This window comes from Pseudomonas sp. 2FG (assembly GCF_005502935.1).
Taxonomy (GTDB): Bacteria; Pseudomonadota; Gammaproteobacteria; order Pseudomonadales; family Pseudomonadaceae; genus Aquipseudomonas.
In genome coordinates this window covers 108,494-131,835 of record NZ_SCMP01000009.1, presented here as the reverse complement: position 1 = coordinate 131,835, position 23,342 = coordinate 108,494, and the positions used below count along the sequence as shown (strand labels likewise).

Sequence of the window (23,342 nt, the reverse complement as noted above, 5' to 3'; positions counted from 1 at the left end):
GCCCTTCGGGTTCTCAGATACCTCCGGCGATCAGGGCGTCCCCGGCTGTGAAATGGCCGGTCGCGCTGTCGTGCTTTGCATCGAGCCGCCGTTGGCGTCTCGCCCCTTCGGCTTCCATCGCTGACGTCTCCGGCCCTTGAGGGACTGCGCGCTCCGCTTGCCGATCCGTGGCATGGGTGGAGTGGGGGCGGTCTTGCTGTTCCCTTCACCGTATCACGGCGTTCTCGCCGTCAAGGGCTGCGCGTGCATGGCGCGCTGGCGTCCTGGCGGCCGTCGTTGACCCCTGACAGCTGCGCTGCGCCGTGCTGGCGCCGGTTCCGGGCAATTCCGCCCGAGTAACCGGAGCACGACCATGTCGCAACTTTCCTTTTCCTCGTTCGATTCCATGCTGCTGGTGCGTGACGCACAGGGACGCTACCTGCCAGCGTCCGTGGATCAGATTCTGAGCGTGGCGCGCCAGGTCATCGACCAGAAACACTCCCGCGGGGCGCTGTTCACTGCGCCGGAGCTGGTCAAGGACTACCTGCGCACCAAGCTGGTCGGTTTCGAGCACGAGGTGTTCGCGGCACTGTTCCTCGACAGTCAGCATCGGCTGCTCGAGTACGTGGAGTTGTTTCGCGGCACCATCGACCAGGCTTCGGTGTATCCGCGCGAAGTGGTGAAGGAGGCATTGCGAGTCAACGCAGCGGCGGTGATCTTCTCGCACAACCATCCGAGCGGAAATCCAGAGCCAAGCCAGGCGGACAAGGTGCTGACCCAGCGCCTCAAGGAGGCCCTGGCGCTAGTGGAGGTGCGCACGCTGGACCACATCATCGTGGGCGGTGAGGCCACTACGTCATTTGCGGAGCAGGGGCTGCTCTAGCCGCAGGGGGCTTCGGCCCCCTTTTTGCTGCGCCGCCGAATGCGGCCGGCACGGCATCACTTGTCGCCATGGCGTTCGCGCTGGCGAAGTCGTTTCACATAGGCGCTGTCTGTCAGTTCGTCCGGCCCCAGGTCCAGCGCGCAGTTCGCCAATGAGGCCAACGTGCCATCGGTGAGCCGGAAACCTTCGGGCAACTGTCCATGGTGAGACGCGCTGTTCTCCTCGATGGCGGCGAACAGTGCCTTGAAGAAGTCGGCCCGCGATGGACGCGCTGCTGCCGTCGCAGCCAGGGTCAGCGGGTCCGTGGCTACCAGGGTGGCACTTACCGCGTCCGTGGCCACCGCCCGAAAGAGCTGATCCAGCGAGGGCCAGTATTTCAGGTCGAACTGGCCACAGAGGGCGTCCAGGTGTTCCTTCACAAAGGTATTGAAGAGAGGGTGGCTCCTGGCCGCCGCCTCGATCACGTCGCAAACGTGGTAGTGGGTGTGGCTGCGGAACCCAGATGTGTCATGCAGTCGGGAGCGGTGCTCCAGCAGCTGCGCCAACTCTTCGGCCTTCTGCGCGATCTCTCGGTTGGTATCTGCGAGTTCGCTCCGTTGGTCGCGGGACTTGGCGATCTTCTCCGGGTTCCAAAAGGCTGCGGTACTCAGCAAAAGGCCCAGGAACACCCTGAGTGCCGGCGGCTGCGGGGACAGCTTTTCGTGCAGTTCGTCGTAGGCCTGTTTCAGCTCGAGGTTGCGAGCGAGCAGGCGATCGATAACAGCATTCTCGCTGGGCAGGATGTTGTGCTCGGTGTTGTAGCGCTTTTCGTCGCTCAGGATGTTCTCGCAGGCTTGCTGCGGGTTGGTGGTATGCATGGTACGCATGTGTCGTCCCTTATGTTGAAGGCGCTTTGCAGCCTATTTGACCCCGGCGGGTGTGTCGGTACCCCAGACCACATTGCTTGACCGGCTCTCAGGTACTTCCTGTTGTTTGGGCATCCCCAGCCCGTGGCCGGGCGCGCTGTCGTGCTGTGCAGCGAGCCTCGCTGCGAGAGTCTCGCCCCCTTGGGCTTCCATCGTTCCCTCGCTGTGCTCGGCTGATGCCTACGGCCCGGCTTCGTGAATCTGGGCCTGCGCGCTGCGCTTGCGTGGGGCCGTCGCCCATGCTGCGGCCATTGCCTGTCGATCCGCCTTTCCCTGACTTCATCACCTTGTCGCGACTGTAGCGCGCGGTCTTGGGCCATCAAGGCGCGCCGGGCCGTGTCCTCGGCTGCGCCTGCGGGCCGCACCCACCCGGCGCTTGCCTCCTTGACGGCGCCTGTCCGCGCGCTCCTGACCGTCGCGGGCGATGAACTCAGGAAAGACGGTGGCAACGAGGCTAGCCCAGGTCTTCGCGCCGCCCCCACCGGAAGAGCCGAAAGCGGGCTCCGAATCTAGGAATCCGGTGGTGGTTTTCGACAGCCAATCCTTGTCAGGAGAACGACCATGCAACTTGCTTCCAACTTTTCGTACCGCTCCCCGGTGCTGCGCTCGGAATCTCCCTTGTCGGATGTGCAGATTCGCGCCGTGGCCCCGTCCATCTTCGCCGAGGCGCCACACGAAAGTCGCTCCGAGCGCTACAGCTACATCCCGACTGCGACCGTGTTGCAGGAGCTGCGTGGCGAGGGCTTCGAGCCCTTCATGGTGTGCCAGACCCGGGTGCGCCGGGACGACCGGCGAGACTTTACCAAGCACATGATCCGCCTGCGCCACTCCAGCCAGATCGACGCCCGGGGCGAGGCCAACGAAATCATCCTGCTGAATTCGCACGACGGCACCAGCAGCTACCAGATGCTGGCCGGCATGTTCCGCTTTGTCTGCCAGAACGGTCTGGTTTGCGGTGACACCGTGGCGGACGTGCGCGCGCCGCACAAGGGCGACGTAGCCGCCCAGGTGATCGAGGGCGCCTACGAGGTGCTGCACGGTTTCGAGCAGGCGCAGGCGTCCCGCGAGGCCATGCGCGCTGTCACCCTGGACGGCGGCGAGGCCGAAGTCTTTGCCCGTGCCGCACTCGCCCTCAAGTACGACGACCCCGGCAAGCCGGCACCGATCACCGAACGGCAGGTGCTGGCCGCACGCCGCCTCGACGACAACCGGGCCGACCTGTGGAGCGTGTTCAACCGCACCCAGGAAAACCTCATTCGCGGCGGTCTGGCCGGGCGCGGCGGCAACGGGCGCCGCCAGCGCACCCGCCCCGTGCAGGGCATCGACCAAGACCTGCGCCTGAACCGCGCCCTGTGGCTGCTGGCCGATGGCCTGCGCCAGTTGAAAGCCTGACCCCCATCCGGAGGTGGCTGTCAGCTGTACGGCCCCTCCATTTCAACCGCAGTCGTTATCCCTTGAATGGAGCTACCACCATGAACGCGATCATCCCCACCGAAGCTGTCAGCGTGTCCGCCCTGCAAGTGGCCGACCCGACCAAGAACCTGCTGTTGCTGCCGCTCGCGCAGTTGCTGCCGCGTCGCTCCAAACGCAATGCGCGCACCACGCCGCGCCTGTCCATCGACGAGCTGGCCGCGAGCATTTCCCGTATTGGCCTGCTGCAAAACCTCGTCGTCATCCTCGCCGCCGATGGCGAGCATTACGAGGTGGTGGCCGGCGACCGCCGCCTGACCGCCTTGAAGCTACTGGCGAAGAAGAAATGCCTGGCCGCCGATTTCGAGGTGCCGTGCCTGCTGGTGCCTGACGCCTCGGCCCGTACCGTCAGCCTCGCCGAAAACCTGCTGCGCGAGCAGATGCACCCGGCCGACCAGTTCGAGGCCTTTGCCGCGCTGGTCAAGGAAGGCCGTCCCGTGGAGGACATCGCCGCCGACTTCGGCGTCACCCCGCTGGTGGTGCAGCGCCGCTTGAGGTTGGCGAACGTCTCGCCGCGCTTAATGGCGGACTACCGGGCCGGCAGCGTCACCCTGGAGCAACTGATGGCCCTGACCATTACCGACGACCATGCCGCTCAGGAGGCCGCGTTCTATGGCGCACCAGACTGGCAGCGCGGCGCGTCGGCGTTGCGGGCGCGCCTGACGGAGCGTGAAATCGATGTGCGTCATCCGCTGGTGAGCTTCGTCGGGCTGGAGGCCTATACGGCGGCGGGCGGCGGCATCCGCCGCGACCTGTTCGCTGACGATGACAGCGGCACCTACCTCACCGATGCCACGCTGCTGGAGACGCTGGTGCGCGACAAGCTTGAATCACTGGCCGAGGACGTACGCACCGAGGGATGGGCCTGGGTGGAGGCGGTGCCGCAGTTCAGCTACGCGGATCGGCAAGCCTTCCAAAACGCGCCGCGTACTCGCCACGAACCGACCGCTCGCGAAGCGAGTCGCATCGCCTCACTGCAAACCCGGCTGGAAAAGGTCGATGCCGAACTGGAGGACGCCTACGACGCCGACGACGAAGACAAGGTGCCGGGTCTGGAGCGGCGCCGCGAGCAGGTGACCGCTGAGCTGCATGCACTGGGCGAGTCTTTGCAGGGCTACGCCCCGGAAGTGCTCAACGTGGCCGGCGCCGTGGTTACGATCGACCGCAGCGGCGAGGTCTTGATTCATCGCGGTTTGTTGCGCGAGGCCGAGGCCAACGCGCTGCGTACCCTGGAGCGGTTGCGCCAGGGGCAAGGTGGCAGCGAAGGCGTGAGCGACGATGCCGACGAGGTCGCCGAGCCACCCAAGGCTGCGAACCTGTCCGACCGGCTGGCGCAACGTTTGAGTGCCCATCGTACGGCGGCGCTGCAGATCGAGGTGGCCCGGCACCCGCAGGTCGCGCTGGCGGCGCTGGTACATGGGATGGTGCAAGCCGTCCTGCAGGCTGGGCCGCACCGCGACGGCATGCCGCTCGGGGTGCGCTTGAGCCTCTGTGATCGGCTCGACAGCCTGGCTCCGGACTGGTCGGAGTCGCCCGCCGCCATGGCGCTGCACGAGCTGCGCCAGGCTTGGAGCGAGCAGCTGCCGCAGGACGGCGCTGAGCTGTTTGCCGCGCTGCTGGCGATGCCCCAGGACGAGTTGGTGCGGTTGCTTGCGGTGTGCGTGGCGGTGACCGTCGATGTGGTCACGCCTCGGGCTACGCAGTACCAACCCGGAATCGAGCTGGCCCAGGCCGTGGGACTAGAGATGGGTGCATGGTGGAAGCCGACCGCTGAGGGCTACTTCCAGCACATCACCAAGGCGGCGATTCTGGAGGCCGTGGGCGAGTTCGCGCCGAAGTACGTCAACCAGTTGGTCAAGCTCAAGAAGACCGACATTGCCAGCGAGGCTGAACGTCTGGTCGAAGGCACTGGCTGGATGCCGGCAGTCTTCGGGACAGAGCAGGGTGCGCAGCCGCAGGCAGTCCAGGAAGTGGCGGCGGAACTGGAGCCGGTGGATGCCGACGACGGGGCACACGGTCACACGTTGGCTGCCTGATGCGCTCGGTGCCCCGGCAAGAAAGCCGGGGCGCTGCTGCGCAAGCGGAGTCTCCCCGATGAACGACAAGACCGCCCGACGCCAGCCGCTACCCTGGCTGGTGGGGTGGGCTAGGCAGTAGGCTCGCCGGCGGCCCCGACGCGCTGCGCCGGGGCCGCCTCAAACCGTGCACGGCGGTTCTGCCTCACCCGGTTTCATCCAAGCGCAGGCAACTGCACCGAGGCCATCAGCCGTCTGACGCGGATTCTGGGTGCTATTCCAGATCCAGATTCTGGGCGATGTGCTCGACGAGCTTCAGAGGCTCGCGACTGTTTACGACAGTAAACATGAGGTCGCGTTTGCTGCGGGAGAGGCGCTGGGAACAACGCTTGGCGGTGGCTTGCACCGCCGCATCCGTGCCATGAATCTTGGCTGCGAGCAGTAGCGCTATCGTCGCGTCAGTGAGGTTCACAGGCGTCTCATTGAGCAGGGGGAAGGGCGGCAGCATTCTACGGTAGATATGTTCGTCTCAAAAGGATTGGCGGCCTGAGCGATGGTGATCATGGTCTATCCCATAATGCTGCGATAGCAGCGTGCAGAAAGCTGCAGAGCCCTGACGCAGGTTGGTATGCAAGGGGCCCGATAAGGCACATATGTTGCCGCTTTCGACAGGGCGGTTATCCGTGAGCGGTATCAATAGGCTAAACGCGAAAATCAATCGATAAAATGGCATTTGAGTGTGGCGGATTAATTCTTGAAGGAGAGTATAGGCGTGGCGGAAATCGAAGAAAGGGCCAGTCTAGGTAGGCAGCCTAACGCTTTAGCGGCCTGGGCAGAAAAGAGCGAGGATTATCATGAGCGCGTTCGGGAAGAAAGAGCTACTGCGTTGAGTTTGGCAGTCAAATGTATAAATGATGGAACGCTCGATTTGCTTGATGGTGTTGAGTCGCCTTTGTCTTGTGAAATAAAAAAGCGCCATGGGGCAGAGCTTTTTGAGATGAATAGAAATTGGGTAGAAACCTCTCAGTACTGGAAGTGTCCATGTTGTGAAAGGGGCAAATTTGATATATCTAGGGTTGGAAGTAAAGGCCAAATACTTGCGAAGTTAGTTGAGCATCACGATCACATGGAAGATGCGCTTAAGGCTGCGTTTAATAAGGTTTTTGTTGTGAGTGGTGCTGAAAATCCAACAAGTACTGGGCTGGCGATGATTGAGCGAATGGCTCCAGCATTTTCATCTTATGCTCGGATTTTAATTTGTGAGGATTGTAATAACTCTGATGCGGCGGCAAAAAAAATTCTGTCGGACAAAGGGTGCCGCGTTGAGTGGCAATCCTTCTCCATTGGGCAAATTCGGCAATTTATTAACGTGGGCAAACATGTTTCACATGGTGTGGATGAGTCAAAGGTGATGGCGCTGTGGCAGCTCGTTCGGCCAGCTTATGTGGCGAGGATGAAACTGGTTTACCAAGTTGCCGAAGCGGCGGTTCTACAAGATTATTGGTATGAAAGATATCCAGTCGGAATAGCTGCTGTTCCAACACTGTCAAATGGGCATCATAGATATGGTGGCTTGGAATTGGTGGACGCTGAGGCATTCAGTCGCGAGATGGCGAGAAACAACATTGTTCACCAGGCTAACTGGAGTCGATGGCGTACGGAAAGTAAACCTGTAGGGAGCGTCCCTCCGGAGAATTACTTGGCGATGTTATTGTCGTTGCCAGGGTGTGCGCAGATGTGGAGCGAGCTAGAGGGCTCTTGGGAATGCCCGGTTTGCGAACGGTCAAAGTTTGAGGTCGTTAAATTTATGAAGGGGAAGGTTGCCTTTCAAACTTACCCGCCAACCCAAGCTAGCGCTGCTTGGAAAGGTATAAGAAAAGCATGCATCGAATGTTCTAGCGTTGTGAGAGCTATGAAATTTGAGCTAGAAAATGGATATGGATTGGATGTGGGGGCTACATTCGATTGTATAACGCCAGATCAGCTGCGCTCTATTATCACGGCTCGGCCTCACTCATCGCCATTGGTTGATAAACAGAAAGCTCAGAAGCTAATTGATGTTTGGTTATCTTGCTGAGTGTCTCTCTTTGACCGTTTTCTGCTGAGCCACACACGAGGTGGCGCGCCAGTGCCTGGCGCGGCACGGCAATCGGTGCCCGCTAGCGCAGGGCTTTTGATGGCGTCCCGCCGCAACGGACGGGGCGCGATGGAGGCACGCTTCGGTTTGCTGCGACAGGTTGTGCGTGCGCGCACCGCCCTCGACGCTGGTGGTTCGTTGTGCCAGGTCACGAAGGATGGGCCACGGACATGCCGCACGGCCTTGCTATGGCGCTTCCAGCCCACGCCTCAGCCTGTTGCCGCAGGCTGCGGCAAGGGCGTTCTTGCCCGTCGTCGGGGTGTTGGCCTTGCCCGCGTCAGAGTGCAAGCCGGTGAAGCCGTCACGCAGGGATACCGAGTCGGCCCTGTTTCCTTTCGGGGGAGTTCGGCCCGTTGCGTCCTTGGCTTGTCGTGAATCCTGGCGGTGGCACGGCTGAGCCTCGGGCTTTATGACCGCAACCGTCCGGCGCAAACAATTTCCCCTCCGCGGCGCGGATTCCTTGCCCACAAATTCTGTGCGCCTCCTGGTCCTCCACGCTGTTGCGGCCGCTACGCGGTGCGGCCAGCCCGTCCCCCGCCGGCCGGATCACAACAAGGACGCGATGGGCGCGACCTTGGTTACCCCGAAAGGAGACATCATCATGGCCAACATCGGCACCTTCACCGCTCAGAACGACGGCTTCACCGGCACGGTTCGTACCCTGACGCTTAACGTCAAGGTCAAGTTCGTCCCCAACGACAGGAGCAGCGAGAGCGCCCCCGACTACCGCATCCAGGCGGTCGGCGGCTACGACATCGGCGCGGCCTGGAAGAAAGTCAGCCAGGCCGAACGGCCCTACCTGTCCGTGACCCTCGACGACCCGTCGTTCCCGGCAACGATCTACGCCCGGCTGATCGAGGAAGAGGACGGTACGCACAACCTGATCTGGTCGCGCAGCAAGTCGGTGGCCTGACGGCCACCTCGACGTCCCGCCCGTTGCGGCGGGACGCTGTCGCGGGGCTATGCCCGGGAAGTGGCGAGCTGGCTTTCCGTTGCCGCCATCAGCACCGCCGTACTGCAATCGAGCGCGCTGGCGATCTTGAAGATGATCGCCAGCGTGGGCATGTGCTCGCCACGCTCGACCTTGCCCATGTGCGAGCGCTCGATGCCGGCCAAGTTCGCCAGCGACTCCTGCGCGATGCCGTGCTCCATTCGCAGCGTACGCACCGCCGTGCCGAAAGCTTGTGCCAGCTCGGCATCGAAGGTGGTGGAGCCGGCCGGACGGCCGGGCTGTACGGATCGCTTCTGCATGGACAGAAGCGTCGGGTCGAGAGAGAATCAAAACCACGTTATCTTTAACTCATTGGCGGGATTTCCGGCGCTTTCGTGCTTTTACGGAAACCCGTACCGGCGGATTTCATCAGAACTGCAGAGGCACCTCCGTGTCTTTCCTGACTTGCGCAATGCCGATTCCACGCCTTGGTCCCTTCACGGTTTCGCTGGCATGCGTATCCGTGCCTCTGAACGAATGCACGAATCCGAATCGGCGGATTGGCGATTCCGTGCGGATGCACATCCGTGTATCAACGCTTACGTGCAAGGCGCGCCCACCTTCTGGCGTGCTGCCATGACCTTACCGCTTATCACCGAGGCGGAGCGCGAGCAGTTGCTGGCGAACGGCCGCGCCCGGGCGGCGGGCCAGGCCATCGACCCGTTACCAGTGGTGCGGCTGTTTACCCCAGACGCGCATGCGACCTGGCTCCTGACCGATCTCGATCCGGCCGACGAGGACACGGCCTATGGCCTGTGCGACGTGGGTATCGGCATGCCCGCGCTGGGCACCGTGAAACTGTCCGAGCTGGCGTCCATCGTCGGGCCGCTCAAGCGTCCGGTCATGCGCGACCTGTACTTCCGGGCGACGCGCACGCTGTCGGAGTACACGCGGCTGGCGCACCTCAACGGCTCGATCATGGACTGACCGCGCATCTATCCCGCCCAGGTCGTCCAGGGCGCACTGTGATCGACTCGGTCCGAGTCCAGACCGTGCCGGTCTCAATCGGCACTGTTGCAGTCAGGCGATGTAAGCCTGACCGAATTGGTCATGATGGCTACCGCTCAAGGCTGCAGGATATGCCTGGCGCTGCACCATTGAAGGACGGTGGCGCTGTCGCACTCGGACGATCCGTGCAACGCTTCGGAGTCAATCGGTCTTGATGCAGTCGCTTGACGTATTTCCACATGACGCTGTGTCGAGGAGGCCCTGACTTCACGTTGCGAGCCCGTGGCGACGGACCCTGTGCAAAGGGAGGTTGCCTCATGGCTGATCGCGACGCCGAGCAGTGGTATCCCACTGCGGCCTATCTCTACGTCCTGCACCTGGATGACCTCGCCCTGGCCTGGGAGTACCTGCGCAGGAACCCGGAGTACCGCTGCGACTGGATGCATCGGCGGCGCCGGCCCGAGGCTGCGCATTGCTGGGGGCTGCGCCTGCTGGAAGACCCGGCCCTGGATGCGCGGGACGCGCATCCGACCTGGTTCCCCGACCACCCGGAGCTGATACAGCTTTACCCCGATGTCGATCCCATGCCCGATGCTGCAGCCTTCGATTTCTGGAACATCCCTGGTAGCAAATGCCTGGTCCATGACGGCCGGCGCTTGCTGCTAACGACGCGCTGGCCGGGCTGCTGCCTGCGGCTGGCCGTCGCTCCCGGGCTGGAGGACGGAATGGCCTATGTCCATGCCGTCCGGGCCTGCGCACGCTACTGTGCAATCGCGGCCGGGCTGAACAAGCTAACTGTCGCGGCCGATGTTACGCCGCTCGCGGCGGCACGGTGCCGGCCCAGTTCCGCCGCGCTGCTGGAGCTGCATACCCTTCAAGCGCTCGACGCCACCCTGGCGGGGGCGTCCTTGCGCCAGGTTGCCGAAGGGCTGTTTGGCGCGGATGCGGTGGTCGGCGGCTGGCACGCTGACGGCGGCCTGCGCTCGAAGGTGCGTCGCCTGGTGCGGCGCGGCCGGACGCTGATGCAAGGCGGCTATCGCTGCCTGGCACAGCTCGACGAGTGTGGGGAGGGTCGTTCCGCGCAGCCCGCAAAACGACCCTGAGCAGGCCGCCCACCATTCCTGAGACTGCCTCCATCCGGCCGCGCTGGTGCGGCCGTGCTGTCCTGACCGATGGAGGCTCACCCCATGCGACCTGCTCCCGTGCGACCTGCTGCCGCCCACTCCACGCCCCTGCACCCCGTTGCCACTGCTCAGCCGCAGCGCTACCTGACCAACGACGAGGCGGCCGAATACTTGCGTCTGTCACCGCGTACGCTGGAGAAACAGCGTGTAATTGGTGGCGGCCCGCGTTTTCGCAAATTCGGTCGGCGCGTCATGTATGCCGTTGCCGATCTCGACAGCTGGGCTGACCAGCGCAGCTTCGAGGTTACGTCCGATCCCGAATATGCCGAGCATCACTCGGCCGACAGTCGTGCGCGCTGATCCACGGCTCGCCGGTGGCCATCGCCATGTCCAGCTCTTCGTCGGAGCGGGAACAGCTCGACCTGTTTCGCGCCTTGCCGGGCGACATGGCGCCGCGCGACAGTCAGGACCTGATGGCCTATCCGTTCTTCTCGCTGGCCAAGTCGCGGCGCACGACGCCGATCGACTTCCGCGCCAGCGGCGTCACCGTGCGCGTGGAGGGCACACTGGAGCATGGCATTGCCACGATCTGGGATGCCGACGTGCTGATCTGGGCTGCCAGTCAGATCGTCGAGGCGCGCGACGCGGGTTTGCCCCCGTCGCGCCTGATGCGCGCCACGCCCTACGAAATCCTACGCTTCATCGGGCGGGGGGTGTCGCTGCGCGACTACCAGCGCCTCAAGGCCGCCCTAGATCGCCTGCAGTCGACCACGGTGGCGACCTCCATCCGCGAGACCACCGGGCGGCGACTGCATCGCTTCTCCTGGATCAACGAGTGGAAGGAGCTGGCCGACGCCTGCGGCACGCCGCTGGGCATCGAGCTGATTCTGCCGGACTGGTTCTACGCGGGTGTGATGGACGCCGCCTTAGTGCTGACCATCGACCCGGCGTACTTCCGGCTCACCGGTGGTATAGAGCGCTGGCTGTACCGCCTGGTGCGCAAGCATGGCGGCAAGCAGCCGGGTGGATGGCAGTTCGACTTCCGACACCTGCACCGCAAGTCGGGCAGCACGGCGAGGCCATGCGACTTCGCCTGCGACTTGCGCGCCTTGGTGGCGCGGCAGTCGCTGCCCGGCTACGTGCTTGGCATCGAGCGGATATCGGAGACCAGCACGGAGTTGCTGACCTTCCGCCCCGTGTCGCCCACAGCACGGGGGTAAGTGCGGGAAAACCTGTGGACGGGCTCGTGCTATCAGGCGTAAGGGGTATCGTGCTATCGGGCGTGCCCCTATCGTGCTATCAGGCGTGCGAAATCGCCTGGAAGCCAGAACCTGCGCGGGCTCCAGGCTCCCTTAACTTCTCTAACTTAAAAGCTCTAACTTTTTATAGAGGCGCGCCGTTTCGGTGGACAACCGCAAAACGGCACGGCCAGGTCGGCCTCTCTGCAGGGAGGGCCGCGCCATGATCATTGCCTTGCTCAATCAGAAAGGCGGCGTCGGCAAGACCACGCTCGCCACCCACATCGCGGGCGAACTGGCGATGCGCGGCCAGCATGTGGTCCTGCTGGATTCCGACCCGCAGGGCTCGGCGCTAGACTGGACGCAGCGGCGCGCCCAGCAGGGCCTACCACGCTTGTTCGGTGCTGTGGGTCTCGCTCGCGAGACCCTGCACCTAGAGGCACCCGATCTGGCGCGTCGCGCCGATCACCTGGTCATCGACGGCCCGCCGCGCATCGCCGCCCTGGCGCGTTCCGCACTGCTGGCGGCCGATTGCGTGCTGATCCCCGTGCAGCCCAGCCCTTATGATCTGTGGGCCAGCGCCGAAATGGTCGCGCTGATCCGCGAGGCGCAGATGTTCCGGCCTGCGCTGCGCGCGGCCTTCGTCATCAACCGGCGCGTCAGTACCACCATCATCGGCCGCGAGGCGCGCCAGGCATTGGCCGACCAGCCGCTGCCGGCGCTGCGCGCCGAGGTGCGTCAGCGCATTGTCTTCGCAGACAGCGTGGCCGCCGGACGGCTCGCCCGCGAGACAGCACCGGACAGCGCTGCCGCGCGCGAAATTGCCGCGCTGGTCGACGAGTTGCTGCGGTGGACGGTATGACCAGCGAACACGGCAAGCGCATGGCCATCGGCGCGCGTCCGCCAGCGAATCCGCACGCCGAGGCGTGGGTTCGCCAGGGCGACTTCGGCGGCCTGCAGAAGGGCGACCTCTACACCGCGCGCCTGACCCTCGACATCACGCCCGCCATGCGCGCCCGCATCAAGGTCTCGGCGTTCACCCAGGGGGTGACGGTGGCCGATCTGCTGCGCGCGCTGCTGGAACGCGAGTTCCCGGAGAAAGCCCCATGAATACCCAGCCCTCGGTGGCAATGCCTGCGCCGCTGCCGTTGCACATGGTGCTCCCTGGCCAGACCGATGCCGCGCAACTGACTCGCGTCTCGCTCGCCTACGTGGAGCAGCGCATCAAGCTCTACCTGCGCTTCGGCGAGCCGGCGCGTATCACCCGCCTGGACCATTGGCGACGTGTCGCGATGTTCCTGCCGGGTGTCGTCTTCTGCCGTATCCGCTGGCAGGCCAACGACTACGGCACGATCCGCTGGCAGCTCATGGTGATGCAGGCTTGCACGTCGCTGGACGCGGCACAGCGCATCCCCGGCGTGCTGCCGGGCGCGCGACTGCTGCTGCACGCCGAGAGCGAGTCAGCCGTGCGCGCCGTGCTTCCACAGATCGACGCCATTGAGGCCTTGGGCATCGCGCCGGGCGCCGTTTCGCCCGCGTACTGGCGCACATTGGGCAACCGGCTCGCCGCGCGCCTGCCGCTGCCGGCGTACACGGCCGAGCGGCATGCTGCCTGGCTGACGGGGAGGCTGCTGTCATGACCATCGGCGCCGCCCCGCGTCCTCGCTCGCTTCTGCGTGCTCGCATCGTGCTGGCAGGCCTGTCCGCCTGCGGCCTCGCCGCGCTCGCCTGGGTGTCCTTCATGCAGCCCGATGCCCGCGTCATCTACAACCCTTCGGACAGCGTGGCGGTCGGCTGGTATCGCGTCGATTCATCAGGACGACGGACCGACTCGCTGCCGGTTGGCAGCATCGTGCTGACCCGGCTACCGGACGCCGTCGCATTGTTTGCCGCGCAGCGCGGCTACCTGCCGACGGGCATCCCGCTGCTCAAACGCGTGGGTGCGGTGGCACCGCAGGAGGTGTGCGTCACTGACGGAGCCGTGCGCATCGACGGCGTGCCCGTGGCCGTCGCATTGCATACCGATCGAATGGGCCGGTCATTGCGGGCCTGGCCGGGTTGTCGCCGACTTCGGCCCGGAGAGCTGTTCCTGCTGAGTACGACCAATCCGGCGTCGTTCGACAGTCGCTATTTTGGGCCAATTGCCGCCTCCGCCGTGCTCGGCGTCGCGCATTCGCTCTGGCTGGAGACGGGCCGATGATGGGTACCGACTTGCTGCACTTCGTCGTGCCATCCGGCGTGTCGCCCTGCTGGCTGTCGCCGTGTCGTTGCGCGTGCCGTACAGGTGCGTTCGCACCGCGCTTCGCGCAACCTCCGGCGCATTCGTCCAATGTGCAGGCGTCTTGCCTCGAGCGCACGCGGCCCGTGGCCGTCACAGCGTTCGCCGGTGGACTGGCTTCGAGCAGCGTAACGCCTCCGGGCCGACGACGCCTGGAGCGCATGCGAGAGGCAAGGGCGGAAGGCAAGACAAAAGGGGGCGGCACATGGCCTCCCGCAACTTCAGTCTGCACGTGGGGGAGGAGCGGCACGGTGCGGTTTCGCCGCCGTGCCGTGTGGTGCATGCAGCACGCGCAGATGCCGGCATGTCCGCGTGCTTCGCACGCCAGAACACGCCCTGGCTTACCGAGGGAGCAGTCATGACCGACCGACGCGATGACGATTTCCGCGTGCGCCCCAGCGCGCCGAAAAACCGCGACAAGTGCTTCGTGTCCAAGGTGCTCAAGCAGGTCGGCAAGGCCGGCGGCAAGTCGGCTGTGCGCCGGCCGGCACTGGCCTGCAGCAAGGGGCAACACGCCGGCCAGCGGCCCGGCTCGCGGCTGGGGCGAGGGTACACGGCGGCACGTTTCGCCGGCGCCTCGCTCACGCCATTCTCGCGCCGGGTGACCATCAAGACTTTGCTGGTCAATCAGCGCCAGGCCAGCCCGCAATCGCTGGTCAAGCATCTGCGCTACATCGAGCGCGACGGCGCCGGTCGTGATGGCGAACCGGGGAGGGCCTACGGGCCGCAGGCGGACGATGCCGACCTCGGCGCCTTCAGGGAGCGCTGCACCGACGACAGACACCATTTCCGCTTCATCGTCGCACCCGAGGATGGTGCCGAGCTGGACGACTTGCGTACCTACACCCGGCAACTGATGGGGCGCATGGAGGCTGACCTGGGCACGAGGCTGGATTGGGTGGCGGTGGATCATTGGAACACCGATAGCCCGCATACCCATATCGTATTGCGCGGGCGTGACGATACCGGCAAGGACCTCATCATCGCGAGCGATTACATCGCCCATGGCTTCCGTCACCGGGCCGCTGAACTCACTACCGAATGGCTGGGGCCGCGCACCGAGCTGGAGATCCAACAGACCCTGCAGCGCGAAGTAGAACAGGAGCGCTGGACGAGCCTGGATCGCACCCTGCAGCGTGAGGCTGGTGGCGAGGGCCTGCTGCAGATCGAACGCCTCAACGAACCGCGGCTGCAGCGCCAGCGGCTGTTGCTGATCGGCCGCCTGCAGTGCTTGCAGCGTATGGGCTTGGCCGATGAGGTTCGGCCCGGCATCTGGATCGTTCAGGACGATGCGGAGAAGACCTTGCGTGTGCTGGGCGAGCGGGGTGACATCATCCGCACCCTGCAGCGCGCCATGAGCGGCCAGTCGCGTGATTTGGCGGTGTTCGAGCCGGGTGAGGGGGCGCGTGCGGTGATCGGCCGGGTGGCCGCCAAGGGGCTGGCCGACGAGCTGCGTGACCGGGCTTACCTGGTCATAGATGGGGCCGACGGCAAGGCCCACTACGTTTCTCTCAATGCCCGCGACGAACTGGCGAACTATCCCGCAGGATCGGTGGTGGAGGTGCGTGCCTCGGCCGAGATACGCGTGGCCGACCGTACCATCGTCGCGCTGTCGAGTGACGGCCTGTACCGCACAGATCATCACCTTGCGATTGCCCAAGGGCAGGCTAAGGATGGCTGTGCCCCGCAGGAAATCGTCGCGGCCCACGTCCGCCGTCTGGAAGCCCTGCGACGTGCCGGCATCGTGGAACGCATAGCTGAGGGGCTTTGGAAGGTACCTGACGATCTGCCCGAGCGTGGCCGCCAGTACGACGCGCAGCGTCTAGGTGGAGTGTCTGTGGAGCTGAAATCGCATCTACCTATTGAGCGACAGGCCCGTATGATCGGAGCCACCTGGCTGGACCAGCAACTGATCGGCGGCGGGCGAGGGTTGGGTGATCTCGGATTTGCTGGTGAGGTGAGGCAGGCCATGCAGCAGCGTGCCGACTTCCTGGTCGAGCAGGGGCTGGCCGAGAGACAAGGTCAGCGCGTGATCCTGGCGCGTAACCTGCTGGCGACGCTGCGCGGCCGGGAGCTGGCCCAGGCCGCTCGGGGCATCGCAGCCGAAACCGGGTTGGAGCATCGGCCTATGGACGACGGGCAGCGTATGGCCGGCATCTATCGGCGCAGCGTCATGCTCGCCAGTGGACGTTACGCTGTGCTGGATGATGGCAAAGGATTCAGTCTGGTGCCATGGAGACCGGTGATCGAACAGCGCCTGGGGCAGCAGATTACCGCCACCGTGCACGGTGGCGGCGTGTCCTGGGAAATCAGTCGGTCGCGGGGTGTATAGGCCGGGGATGCCTACCGGAGCGGGGGTAGTTCATACTTGATGGTGGCGGGTATGCTAAGAGGCTTCGACAAAGCGCGTCTCGTAGGCATGCCCATTTGCAGCCAGGTGGTGCGTCTTTGACGAAGGGGCTGTTTACGGCTTGTGAGGCTGCTCTGATGGTGATTGGACTCCAGTCAGCATGACTACTCTTATTCGTACCACTTCCTTTTGGGGATTCAGCGAACTGGTGAGCCAGTTGGGTGGCCAGTCTGAGTCCTTGTTGCGGCAGTACCACATTGACCCCCGGTTGCTTGGGGATGAGGAGGCACGCGTTCCGCTTCGCTCGTTTATTGAGGTGCTGGAGCACGTTGCATTGGTTCTGGACTGCCCCGACTTCGGTTTACGTATGGCCCAGTATCAGGACGTGCATGTACTTGGTCCGATCGCTCTGATCGCGCGCAGTGCTGCAACTGTGGGGCAGGCTCTGGAGGAAATAGTCCGTTTCATCGGTTATCACAGCCCAGGGATTCGTCTTGAGCTAGAAAGCGGCGAGCCAGAGACATCGCGATTGCGCATCGATATTCGTTTACCGGGTGCTTTACAGCCGCGGCAGCTACAGGAGTTGGCCCTCGGGGTTGCCCATAACACTATGAAGCTGCTGTGTGGCTCAAGCTTCAGAGCTCAGGCCGTTCTTTTCAGCGGCATCAGTCCACTACCCGTTGCCCGTTATCGCCGTTACTTCAACACTAACGTCTTCAAAGGGCAGGATTGCAATGCTCTGGTCCTTCACCGTGATCAGCTGGAGCAGGCCATCGAGCTTAGGGATCCGCTGCTATACCGTACCTTGGTCCAGTACCTCAGTGCCTATGCGGCGCGGCCTCAAGATTTGCGGTCTCAGGTGGAGTTTCTCATCCTGCGCATGTTGCCGACCCAGCGCTGTCGCCTGCCGCTGGTGGCCGAACAGCTGGGGTTGCACGAGAGGGTGTTGCAGCGGCGCTTAGCTGAGCAGGGCAGTGGATTCGAGGACCTTTTGGAGGCAGTGCGCCGGGAGCGTGCCGACTGTTACCTAGCCGAGCGAGACATGCCGATGTCACAGGTCGCCGGCTTGCTCGGTTATAGCGAACAGAGTGTGTTCAACCGTGCTTGCCGACGTTGGTTCAGCATGGCGCCACGGGCGCGGCGCCGCCAGTTGTTGGAAAGGCAGTAAGTTCCAGCCTACGTGCGTTGGAGAGCCCTTTCTGTCTTGTTATCTGCCTCAGGCAGAGGCTACCCATTCGGCACCGCGCTCGGCGATCATGATTGAGGCTGCGTTGGTGTTGCCACCGACTAAGGTCGGCATGATGGAGGCGTCTATCACTCGCAGACCCTCAATGCCGTGCACTCGCAGTTGGCTGTCGACCACGGCCATCTCGTCCTGCCCCATCTTGCAGGTGCCGATTGGATGATAGATAGAGTCGGTGCGGCGGCGTAGCAATTCAATCAACTGTTCATCACTGTGTAGGTTCTGGCTGTACATGTCCTTGAGGCCGAAGCGCGCCATGGGGGCCTGAGCTACTATCTCGCGAGCCATACGATAGCCCTTGAGAAGAGTCTGCACATCGTCGTCGTGGCCAAGGAAGTTGGGGTCGATGCGCGGTGCTGCGCTTGGGTCCGCGGATGTCAGGCCGACGCTACCGATGCTTTTGGGCCGCAGTACGCAGACATGACAGCTGAAACCGTGGCCCCAGTGAAGCTTGCGGTTGTGGTCATCGACTGTGCCGATCACCGAGTGCAACTGGATATCTGGGCGCGCCAAGTCGGGGGCTGTTTTGAGGAAACCGCCTCCTTCGGCACAATTGCTACCCAATGGGCCTTTTTGGTTGCGCAGATAGTCGATCAGTGCCTTGCCCATCTTCATGCTACCGCCGAGAGAGAAGCCCAGCAGCGAGGTGTCGCGGCTTTTGTAGCAGAGCACGATGTCCGGATGATCCTGCAGGTTCTGGCCGACGCCCGGCAGTTCGTGTTGCACAGCGATACCCAGTGGTTTGAACTCGGCCTCCGGGCCTATGCCAGATAGCATTAGCAGGTGCGGGCTGCCGAAAGCGCCAGCGGCCAGCAGCACTTCCTTGTGCGCCTTCAGTTGCAGGCGCCGACCCTTGATCAGAGCTTGCACGCCAACGGCCTGCTTGCCTTGCAGCAGTATGCGCTCGACGTGGGCACCAGTGAGTACGGTGAGGTTTTCGCGGTGGCGGATCGGCTTGAGGAAGGCGGTGGCGGTGCTCCAGCGGCGCCCGTCGCGGATGGTTACGTCGTAGTAGCCGACGCCTTCCTGCTGCACACCATTGAAGTCCGAGGTGTAGGAGTGGCCAGCCTGAATTGCGGCTTCGACGAAAGCTTCGGTGGCGGCATGACGGTGGGCTCGACCGACGTACAGTTCACCTTCGCCGCCATGGAATTCACTGTTACCGCTGTGGTGCATCTCGCTTTTGCGAAAGAACGGCAGCACATCGGCGAAGGACCAGCCGGGGTTGCCCAAGGCTTGCCAGTCGTCGAAGTCGCTTTGGTGGCCACGGATGTAGATCATTCCGTTGATCGAACTGCTTCCCCCCAACACCTTGCCGCGTGGCTGATAGCCGATGCGACCATTCAGACCAGGCTGCACCACAGTATCGAAGGCCCAATTGACGTGACGGGTTGGCAGGATCGCGGCGACGCCCACCGGCGTGTGGATCAGTGGAGAGGTATCTTCCGGCCCAGCCTCCAGCAGGCAGACGCGAGTGTCCGGGTTGGCGCTCAGTCGGTTGGCCAAGACGCAGCCGGCAGAGCCGGCGCCGACGATAATGTAGTCGAATTCCATCTGTGCGGGTCTCAATTGGTGGCGAGGAGAACAGTGGAATTCTTGGTGGTTTTGGGTGGGGTTTTATTGGCTTTTTACGACTGTTTTTTGACTTTTGGTGACTATGATGGCGAGGTGATACATCGATCGTCGCTTGGGTGCGCTAGGTAATGCGTAGTTCTGGGGAGACCAAAGCCTGGTTCAGCCCGCCAGGCCAAGCTCCTTGGCGCGCGCCACAGCCTGGGTTCGGCGCGCCACGCCGAGTTTGAAGTTTATGTTCTGGGCGTGAGTCTTCACTGTGTGCAGAGAGATGAACAGGCTCTCGGCGATCTGCTGGTTGGAGCAGCCTTGGGCGATCAGTTTGAGCACGTCCAGCTCGCGTCGGCTTAGCAGGGCGGCTGGGCTGCCGTCACCAGCCCCGCTGCTCTCGGCGGCCCAGCGCATCATCGCCGGGTTACGCTGGGCAAAGGCTCGCTCGACGCTGGCCAAGCCCATCTGCCGGGCCAGTGCTAGGGCATCAAGCAGAGCTTGCTTGGCTTGCGCTTGCCTGTTGCTGGCGTGGAGGCCCTCGGCCAGGCTGAAGCCGATCTCACAGGCCAGCGGTCGGCGGCCCGTGTCAATTGCCTGATTGAGCAGTGCGTGCAGGTCGGCCAGTGCCAGCTCCGGCTGTTCGCTGGCGAGCTGCGCCTGGGTCAGTGCCAGGCGCAGGCGCAGGTTGAGTTCAGGAGCGCCGAACGGTGGTAGTCGGGGACCCTTCACTAGCAGGGCGCGCAGGGCTTTTTCGGCCTGGGCGTGGCGGCCCTGACTGAGCCATAGTCGGGCCTTGGTCAGCAACAGTAAGCCTTGATACAGCTGCGCGTTGATGTGGCTGTATTGCATCAGACGCTCGGCATCGGCGATACGAGTGAAGGCGTCGGCAAGATCGCCGTGCAGGGCGCTCAGCTCAGCCAAACCCAGGTGGCCCCAGACGGCGGCCGGGTCGGCACAAGCCTGACATTCCTGCAGGCCTGAAGCAAAAGCAGCTTCGGCTTCTTGGTAGCAACCACGTTGCAACAGCAGACCCGCGCGCAGCAGTTGTGTACGTCCGCGCATTGGGCTTGGCTCGGTGTCGTCCCTGGCGTCGGACAGCTCGGTATACAGGCGGCTGAGCAAGGTTTCTGCGCGTAGCAGCTCGCCGCGGATTTCCAGCAGCTTGGCGTGCTCCAGTGCCACTAGACTTTCGAAGGCCAGGTTGGCGTGCTCACGGGCCTGCTTGATGGACACGCGGTTGAGCTCTTGGGCCAGATCGAAGTGACCCTCAATAAGTGCTTGATCGATCTGTGCCAGATGGCAGAGGAGGCGCTGGCCCCAGGATCTTTCAGGCAGTTCGGCGACAGCCTCGGCCAGTAGAATGCGGGCTCGTTCGGCATCGCCGCTGTGAAAGGCCAGTTTGCCGGCTAGAGCCTTCCACTCAGCGATCAGTTCCTGTTGGTGTCGCGCGTCGGGCTGTGGCAGGAATCGCTCTAGCGCCACCAGGTAGTCCGGGACTTCGTCGAGCCGGCCGCTGAGTAGCAGGGCCCAGGCGTTGAGCAGGGCCAGGCGCGGGGTGCTGCTGAGCAGGGAGGCCGGAAGCTCACGGCGCCACTCCAGCAGCAGGGCAAGGCCGCGGCCTTGGAGCAGGCGATCCTGGGTGTAGCGTTGCATCAGGCTGGCGGCCACTTCTGGCTGATCAGCTTTAAGCGCGTACTCCAGCGCTGGGCGTATTTGCTCGCGGCTGATGTACCACTGGCACGCCTTGCGGAATAGAGCCTTGGTCATGCCGCTCGGCAACTGCCCTGCCAGGAGGGGGGCTATGGCTGGCTGTACGCGTAGCCGTCTGCCGTCTTGGTCTGCGGCCTCAATGAACAGGCCAGCTTCGCGCAAATGCTCCAGAAGTTGCACTCCTTCGCCGGCACCGAGCAAGTGATCGCACATCTCGCGCTCAAAGGTGGGGAACTGGGCCAGAGTGTAGAGGGCCTGCTGCCAATCATCAGGCAGCTCATTCAGCACTTCGCGCTTGAGGTAGTCCAGAAGCAGCGTACCGCTACCGTCTGCCGCCAAGAACTGACCAGGCTTGATGCCATGTAGGCGCACACGCAGGCCCACGCACCAGCCTTGGGTCTGCTCCAGTAGCTCCAACTGGGTTGATCGCGACCATTGATGGCCTGCGAGCTGCAGTAGCTCTCCCAGTTCGTTTTCGCTGAATGCTAGCTCCTGGCTGCCCAGCTCGAATAGCTCTCCATCTAGTAGCAGTCTGGCTAGCTGCAGTTGCGGTCGGCGGCGGCTGGTGATCCACCAGTGCACCTGGGCCGACGAGCCAAGGATCAGCTCGTTCAAGAGCAGGTCGAGCGAGGCGTCGGGGAGGCGCGGGTAGTCGTCGAGCACCAGCCAGAGCGGCTGCGCTTGCTCCTGCAGGCGACGCCCAATGGCGGCCTGAGATGCCTCGCCAAGGCCCAGAGCCGCTCCCAGGCGTTGCACAAAAGACTCGGTACCCAGTGGTTGACCGCGTAGGTCGAGATGCACTGTGCCGGTGTCTTCTGGCTTTAGCCGCATACACTCGCCGAGTAATACACTCTTACCGCTGCCGGCTGGGGCGCATAGCAGGCGTAGGCGGCAGCTGGCCTGCAGCAAGGCATCACGCAAGCGCGGACGGGGCAGATGGTTGGAAGGAGACCGGGGCAGGCTAGAAAGAGGTGGCGATGCCATGATTTTGCTCGGAAGCCAGTAAGAGGTCATTTCATCCTTACAGAGGGTGATGGATGTGCGCAAATACGTTAGCAACAAAAAACGGCCCAAGAGGGCCGTATGAAGTGATGGAGCGGCGTTGCAGAATTATGTCAGCGTACACCAGTTTGGCGTAGCGCCGCTGGGGTATAGCTAGAGGCAGTGGCCTTGGCGCCGAATTCAAAGCTCTGTTTCTCTTCGTTCTTCAGACCAAGCACCGAGTATCGGCCGGAAATCAGGTCATACAGTGTTTCGGCGGTATAGCCGGGTACTTGCTTGTGGTAGTACTGCTGTATATGCCCCTCTCCCACGCGCCATAGTTGGCCTCGGCCATCGTAGTGATCTACTAGCGCCAGCTGCCAGCTGTCTTCATCGAAGTACATGTGGCGGGTGGCGTAAATATGACGTTCGCCCGGCTTAACTTTGGCTACCACTTCCCAGACCCGATGCAGCTCATAACGGGTCAGATCTTGGTTGATATGTCCAGCCTGGAGGATGTCTTTGTACTTCAGACTCGGCGAATCCAGCTTGTAGCTGTTGTAGGGGATGTACATCTCCTTCTTGCCGACTAGCTCCCAAGTGTAGCGATCTGGCGCTCCGTTAAACATATCGTAGTTGTCCGAAGTGGCCAGGTTTTCGGAAGCAGGAGCTGGGCCGTCGTAGGCTACCTGCGGGGCGCGGCGAACGCGGCGCTGACCGGAGTTGTAAACCCAGGCCATGCGAGGCTCTTTGACCTGGTCGATGGTCTCGTGTACCAGCAGTACGTCACCGGCTAGGCGCGCCGGGGCAGTTACCTTCTGGATGAAGTAGAACAAGATGTTCTCTGCCTTGCTCTTGTCCTGATCCGGCAGGTTACCCGGGTAAGACACTTCGTCGGTGAACTGCACCATGGTGAAGCTACCGTTGGCCTGCGGTTGCACACGGGTCATGTAACGCTTGATGTTACCGCCGCGGTAACGGCTGGTATGGTTCCACACCACCTCGACACCGCTTTTGGGGATCGGGAAGGCGTAGTAGCGGCTGTCACCGAAACCCTTGAGGCCGTTGCCACCGTCGACGCCTTCGGTATTGAGGGCGCTAGTCTTGGCCGCCGCGTACATTGCGTCCGGCAGCACCGCGCTACGGTGGGTCGGATACACCGGAATCTTGTAGGTCTCCGGGTAGCGTTTGAGCATCGCTAACTGTCCGGCGGACAGCTTGTCCTTGTACTGCTCTGCATTGGCCGCTGTGATGGTGAACAGCGGCTGCTCGCTGGCGAAGGGATCAGAGAGGAAACCTTTGGCGTCTACTGTACCGGCGTTGGTCGGCAGGCCGCCGGCCCATTCGGGAATACTGCCATCGACATTTCCGGCCTTCTCTGCTCCGATCGGGGTCAGGCTGGCGCCCAGCTTGGCTGCTTCGTCCGGAGAAACCTTGGCCATCACACTGGCGGCCAACAGAGACAGTGCAAGGGCACCGGTTTGCATAAGGGATTTGGTTGTGATCATCGTTTTATCCATTCTTAAT

Annotated in this window: 21 protein-coding genes; 15 read left to right on the top strand and 6 right to left on the bottom strand. The window is 63.2% G+C overall.

Annotated elements, in window-relative coordinates; genetic code table 11:
• Positions 1-352 precede the first annotated feature (352 nt).
• Positions 353-862, top strand: coding sequence for a DNA repair protein RadC (radC, locus tag FFS13_RS11280; RefSeq protein ID WP_137819190.1), 510 nt, complete (start codon positions 353-355; stop codon positions 860-862).
• Positions 863-918: 56 nt separating this feature from the next.
• Here radC and FFS13_RS11275 read toward each other — a convergent pair whose 3' ends face one another.
• Positions 919-1,719, bottom strand: a complete 801-nt coding sequence (locus FFS13_RS11275) for a hypothetical protein (protein WP_256657875.1) — start codon at positions 1,717-1,719, stop codon at positions 919-921.
• A gap of 609 nt (positions 1,720-2,328) precedes the next feature.
• On the opposite strand from FFS13_RS11275, the gene FFS13_RS11265 reads away from it, so the two are divergent.
• Both FFS13_RS11265 and FFS13_RS11260 read left to right on the top strand, forming a co-directional pair.
• The gene (locus FFS13_RS11265; protein ID WP_137819188.1) at positions 2,329-3,159 is read left to right on the top strand and encodes a DUF932 domain-containing protein; all 831 of its coding nucleotides are present in this window, start codon (positions 2,329-2,331) and stop codon (positions 3,157-3,159) included.
• Positions 3,160-3,239: 80 nt separating this feature from the next.
• Positions 3,240-5,273: a ParB/RepB/Spo0J family partition protein gene (locus FFS13_RS11260; RefSeq protein ID WP_137819187.1), complete on the top strand. Its 2,034-nt coding sequence runs from the start codon at positions 3,240-3,242 to the stop codon at positions 5,271-5,273.
• Between the two features lie 253 nt (positions 5,274-5,526).
• Here the strand turns inward: FFS13_RS11260 and FFS13_RS11255 are convergent, their stop codons facing one another.
• Positions 5,527-5,724, bottom strand: coding sequence for a hypothetical protein (locus FFS13_RS11255; RefSeq protein ID WP_065985085.1), 198 nt, complete (start codon positions 5,722-5,724; stop codon positions 5,527-5,529).
• A gap of 300 nt (positions 5,725-6,024) precedes the next feature.
• Between FFS13_RS11255 and FFS13_RS11250 the strand changes: the two genes are divergently transcribed.
• Both FFS13_RS11250 and FFS13_RS11245 read left to right on the top strand, forming a co-directional pair.
• Complete coding sequence (locus FFS13_RS11250; RefSeq protein ID WP_137819186.1) at positions 6,025-7,329, top strand: hypothetical protein; 1,305 nt, start codon at positions 6,025-6,027, stop codon at positions 7,327-7,329.
• 661 nt (positions 7,330-7,990) lie between these two features.
• Entirely contained in the window at positions 7,991-8,302 is a 312-nt protein-coding gene (locus FFS13_RS11245; RefSeq protein WP_137819185.1) for a DUF736 domain-containing protein, read from the top strand.
• Between the two features lie 47 nt (positions 8,303-8,349).
• On the opposite strand, the gene FFS13_RS11240 is transcribed toward FFS13_RS11245, so the two are convergent.
• Entirely contained in the window at positions 8,350-8,640 is a 291-nt protein-coding gene (locus FFS13_RS11240) for a helix-turn-helix domain-containing protein (protein WP_137819184.1), read from the bottom strand.
• A gap of 316 nt (positions 8,641-8,956) precedes the next feature.
• Between FFS13_RS11240 and FFS13_RS11235 the strand changes: the two genes are divergently transcribed.
• From FFS13_RS11235 to FFS13_RS11180, 10 genes are all read left to right on the top strand, one after another.
• Positions 8,957-9,307, top strand: coding sequence for a DUF2958 domain-containing protein (locus FFS13_RS11235; protein WP_137819248.1), 351 nt, complete (start codon positions 8,957-8,959; stop codon positions 9,305-9,307).
• Between the two features lie 338 nt (positions 9,308-9,645).
• On the top strand, positions 9,646-10,431 hold the full coding sequence (locus FFS13_RS11230; protein ID WP_137819183.1) for a DUF2285 domain-containing protein: 786 nt from the start codon (positions 9,646-9,648) through the stop codon (positions 10,429-10,431).
• Between the two features lie 84 nt (positions 10,432-10,515).
• On the top strand, positions 10,516-10,812 hold the full coding sequence (locus FFS13_RS11225; protein WP_137819182.1) for an AlpA family transcriptional regulator: 297 nt from the start codon (positions 10,516-10,518) through the stop codon (positions 10,810-10,812).
• Between the two features lie 26 nt (positions 10,813-10,838).
• Positions 10,839-11,672, top strand: coding sequence for a replication initiator protein A (locus tag FFS13_RS11220; protein WP_171006469.1), 834 nt, complete (start codon positions 10,839-10,841; stop codon positions 11,670-11,672).
• Positions 11,673-11,913: 241 nt separating this feature from the next.
• On the top strand, positions 11,914-12,552 hold the full coding sequence (parA, locus tag FFS13_RS11210; RefSeq protein ID WP_137819179.1) for a ParA family partition ATPase: 639 nt from the start codon (positions 11,914-11,916) through the stop codon (positions 12,550-12,552).
• Complete coding sequence (locus FFS13_RS11205; RefSeq protein WP_137819178.1) at positions 12,549-12,800, top strand: chromosome partitioning protein ParB; 252 nt, start codon at positions 12,549-12,551, stop codon at positions 12,798-12,800. Before parA ends, FFS13_RS11205 begins: the two co-directional genes overlap by 4 nt.
• A complete protein-coding gene (locus tag FFS13_RS11200; RefSeq protein ID WP_137819177.1) occupies positions 12,797-13,330 on the top strand; it encodes a DUF2840 domain-containing protein in 534 nt (177 codons plus the stop codon). The genes FFS13_RS11205 and FFS13_RS11200 overlap by 4 nt, the downstream gene beginning before the upstream one ends.
• On the top strand, positions 13,327-13,890 hold the full coding sequence (locus FFS13_RS11195) for a S26 family signal peptidase (protein ID WP_137819176.1): 564 nt from the start codon (positions 13,327-13,329) through the stop codon (positions 13,888-13,890). Before FFS13_RS11200 ends, FFS13_RS11195 begins: the two co-directional genes overlap by 4 nt.
• Before the next feature lie 436 nt (positions 13,891-14,326).
• Complete coding sequence (locus FFS13_RS11185; RefSeq protein ID WP_137819174.1) at positions 14,327-16,300, top strand: relaxase/mobilization nuclease and DUF3363 domain-containing protein; 1,974 nt, start codon at positions 14,327-14,329, stop codon at positions 16,298-16,300.
• Between the two features lie 178 nt (positions 16,301-16,478).
• A complete protein-coding gene (locus FFS13_RS11180; RefSeq protein WP_137819173.1) occupies positions 16,479-17,486 on the top strand; it encodes an AraC family transcriptional regulator in 1,008 nt (335 codons plus the stop codon).
• A gap of 48 nt (positions 17,487-17,534) precedes the next feature.
• On the opposite strand, the gene FFS13_RS11175 is transcribed toward FFS13_RS11180, so the two are convergent.
• From FFS13_RS11175 to FFS13_RS11165, 3 genes are all read right to left on the bottom strand, one after another.
• Complete coding sequence (locus FFS13_RS11175) at positions 17,535-19,115, bottom strand: GMC family oxidoreductase (RefSeq protein ID WP_137819172.1); 1,581 nt, start codon at positions 19,113-19,115, stop codon at positions 17,535-17,537.
• A gap of 180 nt (positions 19,116-19,295) precedes the next feature.
• Positions 19,296-21,665 (bottom strand): LuxR C-terminal-related transcriptional regulator, encoded by a 2,370-nt coding sequence (locus FFS13_RS20260; protein ID WP_171006468.1) that lies wholly within the window; start codon positions 21,663-21,665, stop codon positions 19,296-19,298.
• 284 nt (positions 21,666-21,949) lie between these two features.
• On the bottom strand, positions 21,950-23,323 hold the full coding sequence (locus FFS13_RS11165) for a DUF1329 domain-containing protein (RefSeq protein ID WP_137819170.1): 1,374 nt from the start codon (positions 23,321-23,323) through the stop codon (positions 21,950-21,952).
• Positions 23,324-23,342 lie beyond the last annotated feature (19 nt).

Excerpts from the sequence above, each read along its gene's own strand:
- radC (WP_137819190.1), top strand. The coding sequence starts at position 353 with ATGTCGCAACTTTCCTTTTCCTCGTTCGATTCCATGCTGCTGGTGCGT.
- FFS13_RS11275 (WP_256657875.1), bottom strand. The coding sequence starts at position 1,719 with ATGCATACCACCAACCCGCAGCAAGCCTGCGAGAACATCCTGAGCGAC.
- FFS13_RS11265 (WP_137819188.1), top strand. The coding sequence starts at position 2,329 with ATGCAACTTGCTTCCAACTTTTCGTACCGCTCCCCGGTGCTGCGCTCG.
- FFS13_RS11260 (WP_137819187.1), top strand. The coding sequence starts at position 3,240 with ATGAACGCGATCATCCCCACCGAAGCTGTCAGCGTGTCCGCCCTGCAA.
- FFS13_RS11245 (WP_137819185.1), top strand. The coding sequence starts at position 7,991 with ATGGCCAACATCGGCACCTTCACCGCTCAGAACGACGGCTTCACCGGC.
- FFS13_RS11240 (WP_137819184.1), bottom strand. The coding sequence starts at position 8,640 with ATGCAGAAGCGATCCGTACAGCCCGGCCGTCCGGCCGGCTCCACCACC.
- FFS13_RS11235 (WP_137819248.1), top strand. The coding sequence starts at position 8,957 with ATGACCTTACCGCTTATCACCGAGGCGGAGCGCGAGCAGTTGCTGGCG.
- FFS13_RS11230 (WP_137819183.1), top strand. The coding sequence starts at position 9,646 with ATGGCTGATCGCGACGCCGAGCAGTGGTATCCCACTGCGGCCTATCTC.
- FFS13_RS11225 (WP_137819182.1), top strand. The coding sequence starts at position 10,516 with ATGCGACCTGCTCCCGTGCGACCTGCTGCCGCCCACTCCACGCCCCTG.
- FFS13_RS11220 (WP_171006469.1), top strand. The coding sequence starts at position 10,839 with ATGTCCAGCTCTTCGTCGGAGCGGGAACAGCTCGACCTGTTTCGCGCC.
- parA (WP_137819179.1), top strand. The coding sequence starts at position 11,914 with ATGATCATTGCCTTGCTCAATCAGAAAGGCGGCGTCGGCAAGACCACG.
- FFS13_RS11205 (WP_137819178.1), top strand. The coding sequence starts at position 12,549 with ATGACCAGCGAACACGGCAAGCGCATGGCCATCGGCGCGCGTCCGCCA.
- FFS13_RS11200 (WP_137819177.1), top strand. The coding sequence starts at position 12,797 with ATGAATACCCAGCCCTCGGTGGCAATGCCTGCGCCGCTGCCGTTGCAC.
- FFS13_RS11195 (WP_137819176.1), top strand. The coding sequence starts at position 13,327 with ATGACCATCGGCGCCGCCCCGCGTCCTCGCTCGCTTCTGCGTGCTCGC.
- FFS13_RS11185 (WP_137819174.1), top strand. The coding sequence starts at position 14,327 with ATGACCGACCGACGCGATGACGATTTCCGCGTGCGCCCCAGCGCGCCG.
- FFS13_RS11180 (WP_137819173.1), top strand. The coding sequence starts at position 16,479 with ATGACTACTCTTATTCGTACCACTTCCTTTTGGGGATTCAGCGAACTG.
- FFS13_RS11175 (WP_137819172.1), bottom strand. The coding sequence starts at position 19,115 with ATGGAATTCGACTACATTATCGTCGGCGCCGGCTCTGCCGGCTGCGTC.
- FFS13_RS20260 (WP_171006468.1), bottom strand. The coding sequence starts at position 21,665 with ATGCGGCTAAAGCCAGAAGACACCGGCACAGTGCATCTCGACCTACGC.
- FFS13_RS11165 (WP_137819170.1), bottom strand. The coding sequence starts at position 23,323 with ATGATCACAACCAAATCCCTTATGCAAACCGGTGCCCTTGCACTGTCT.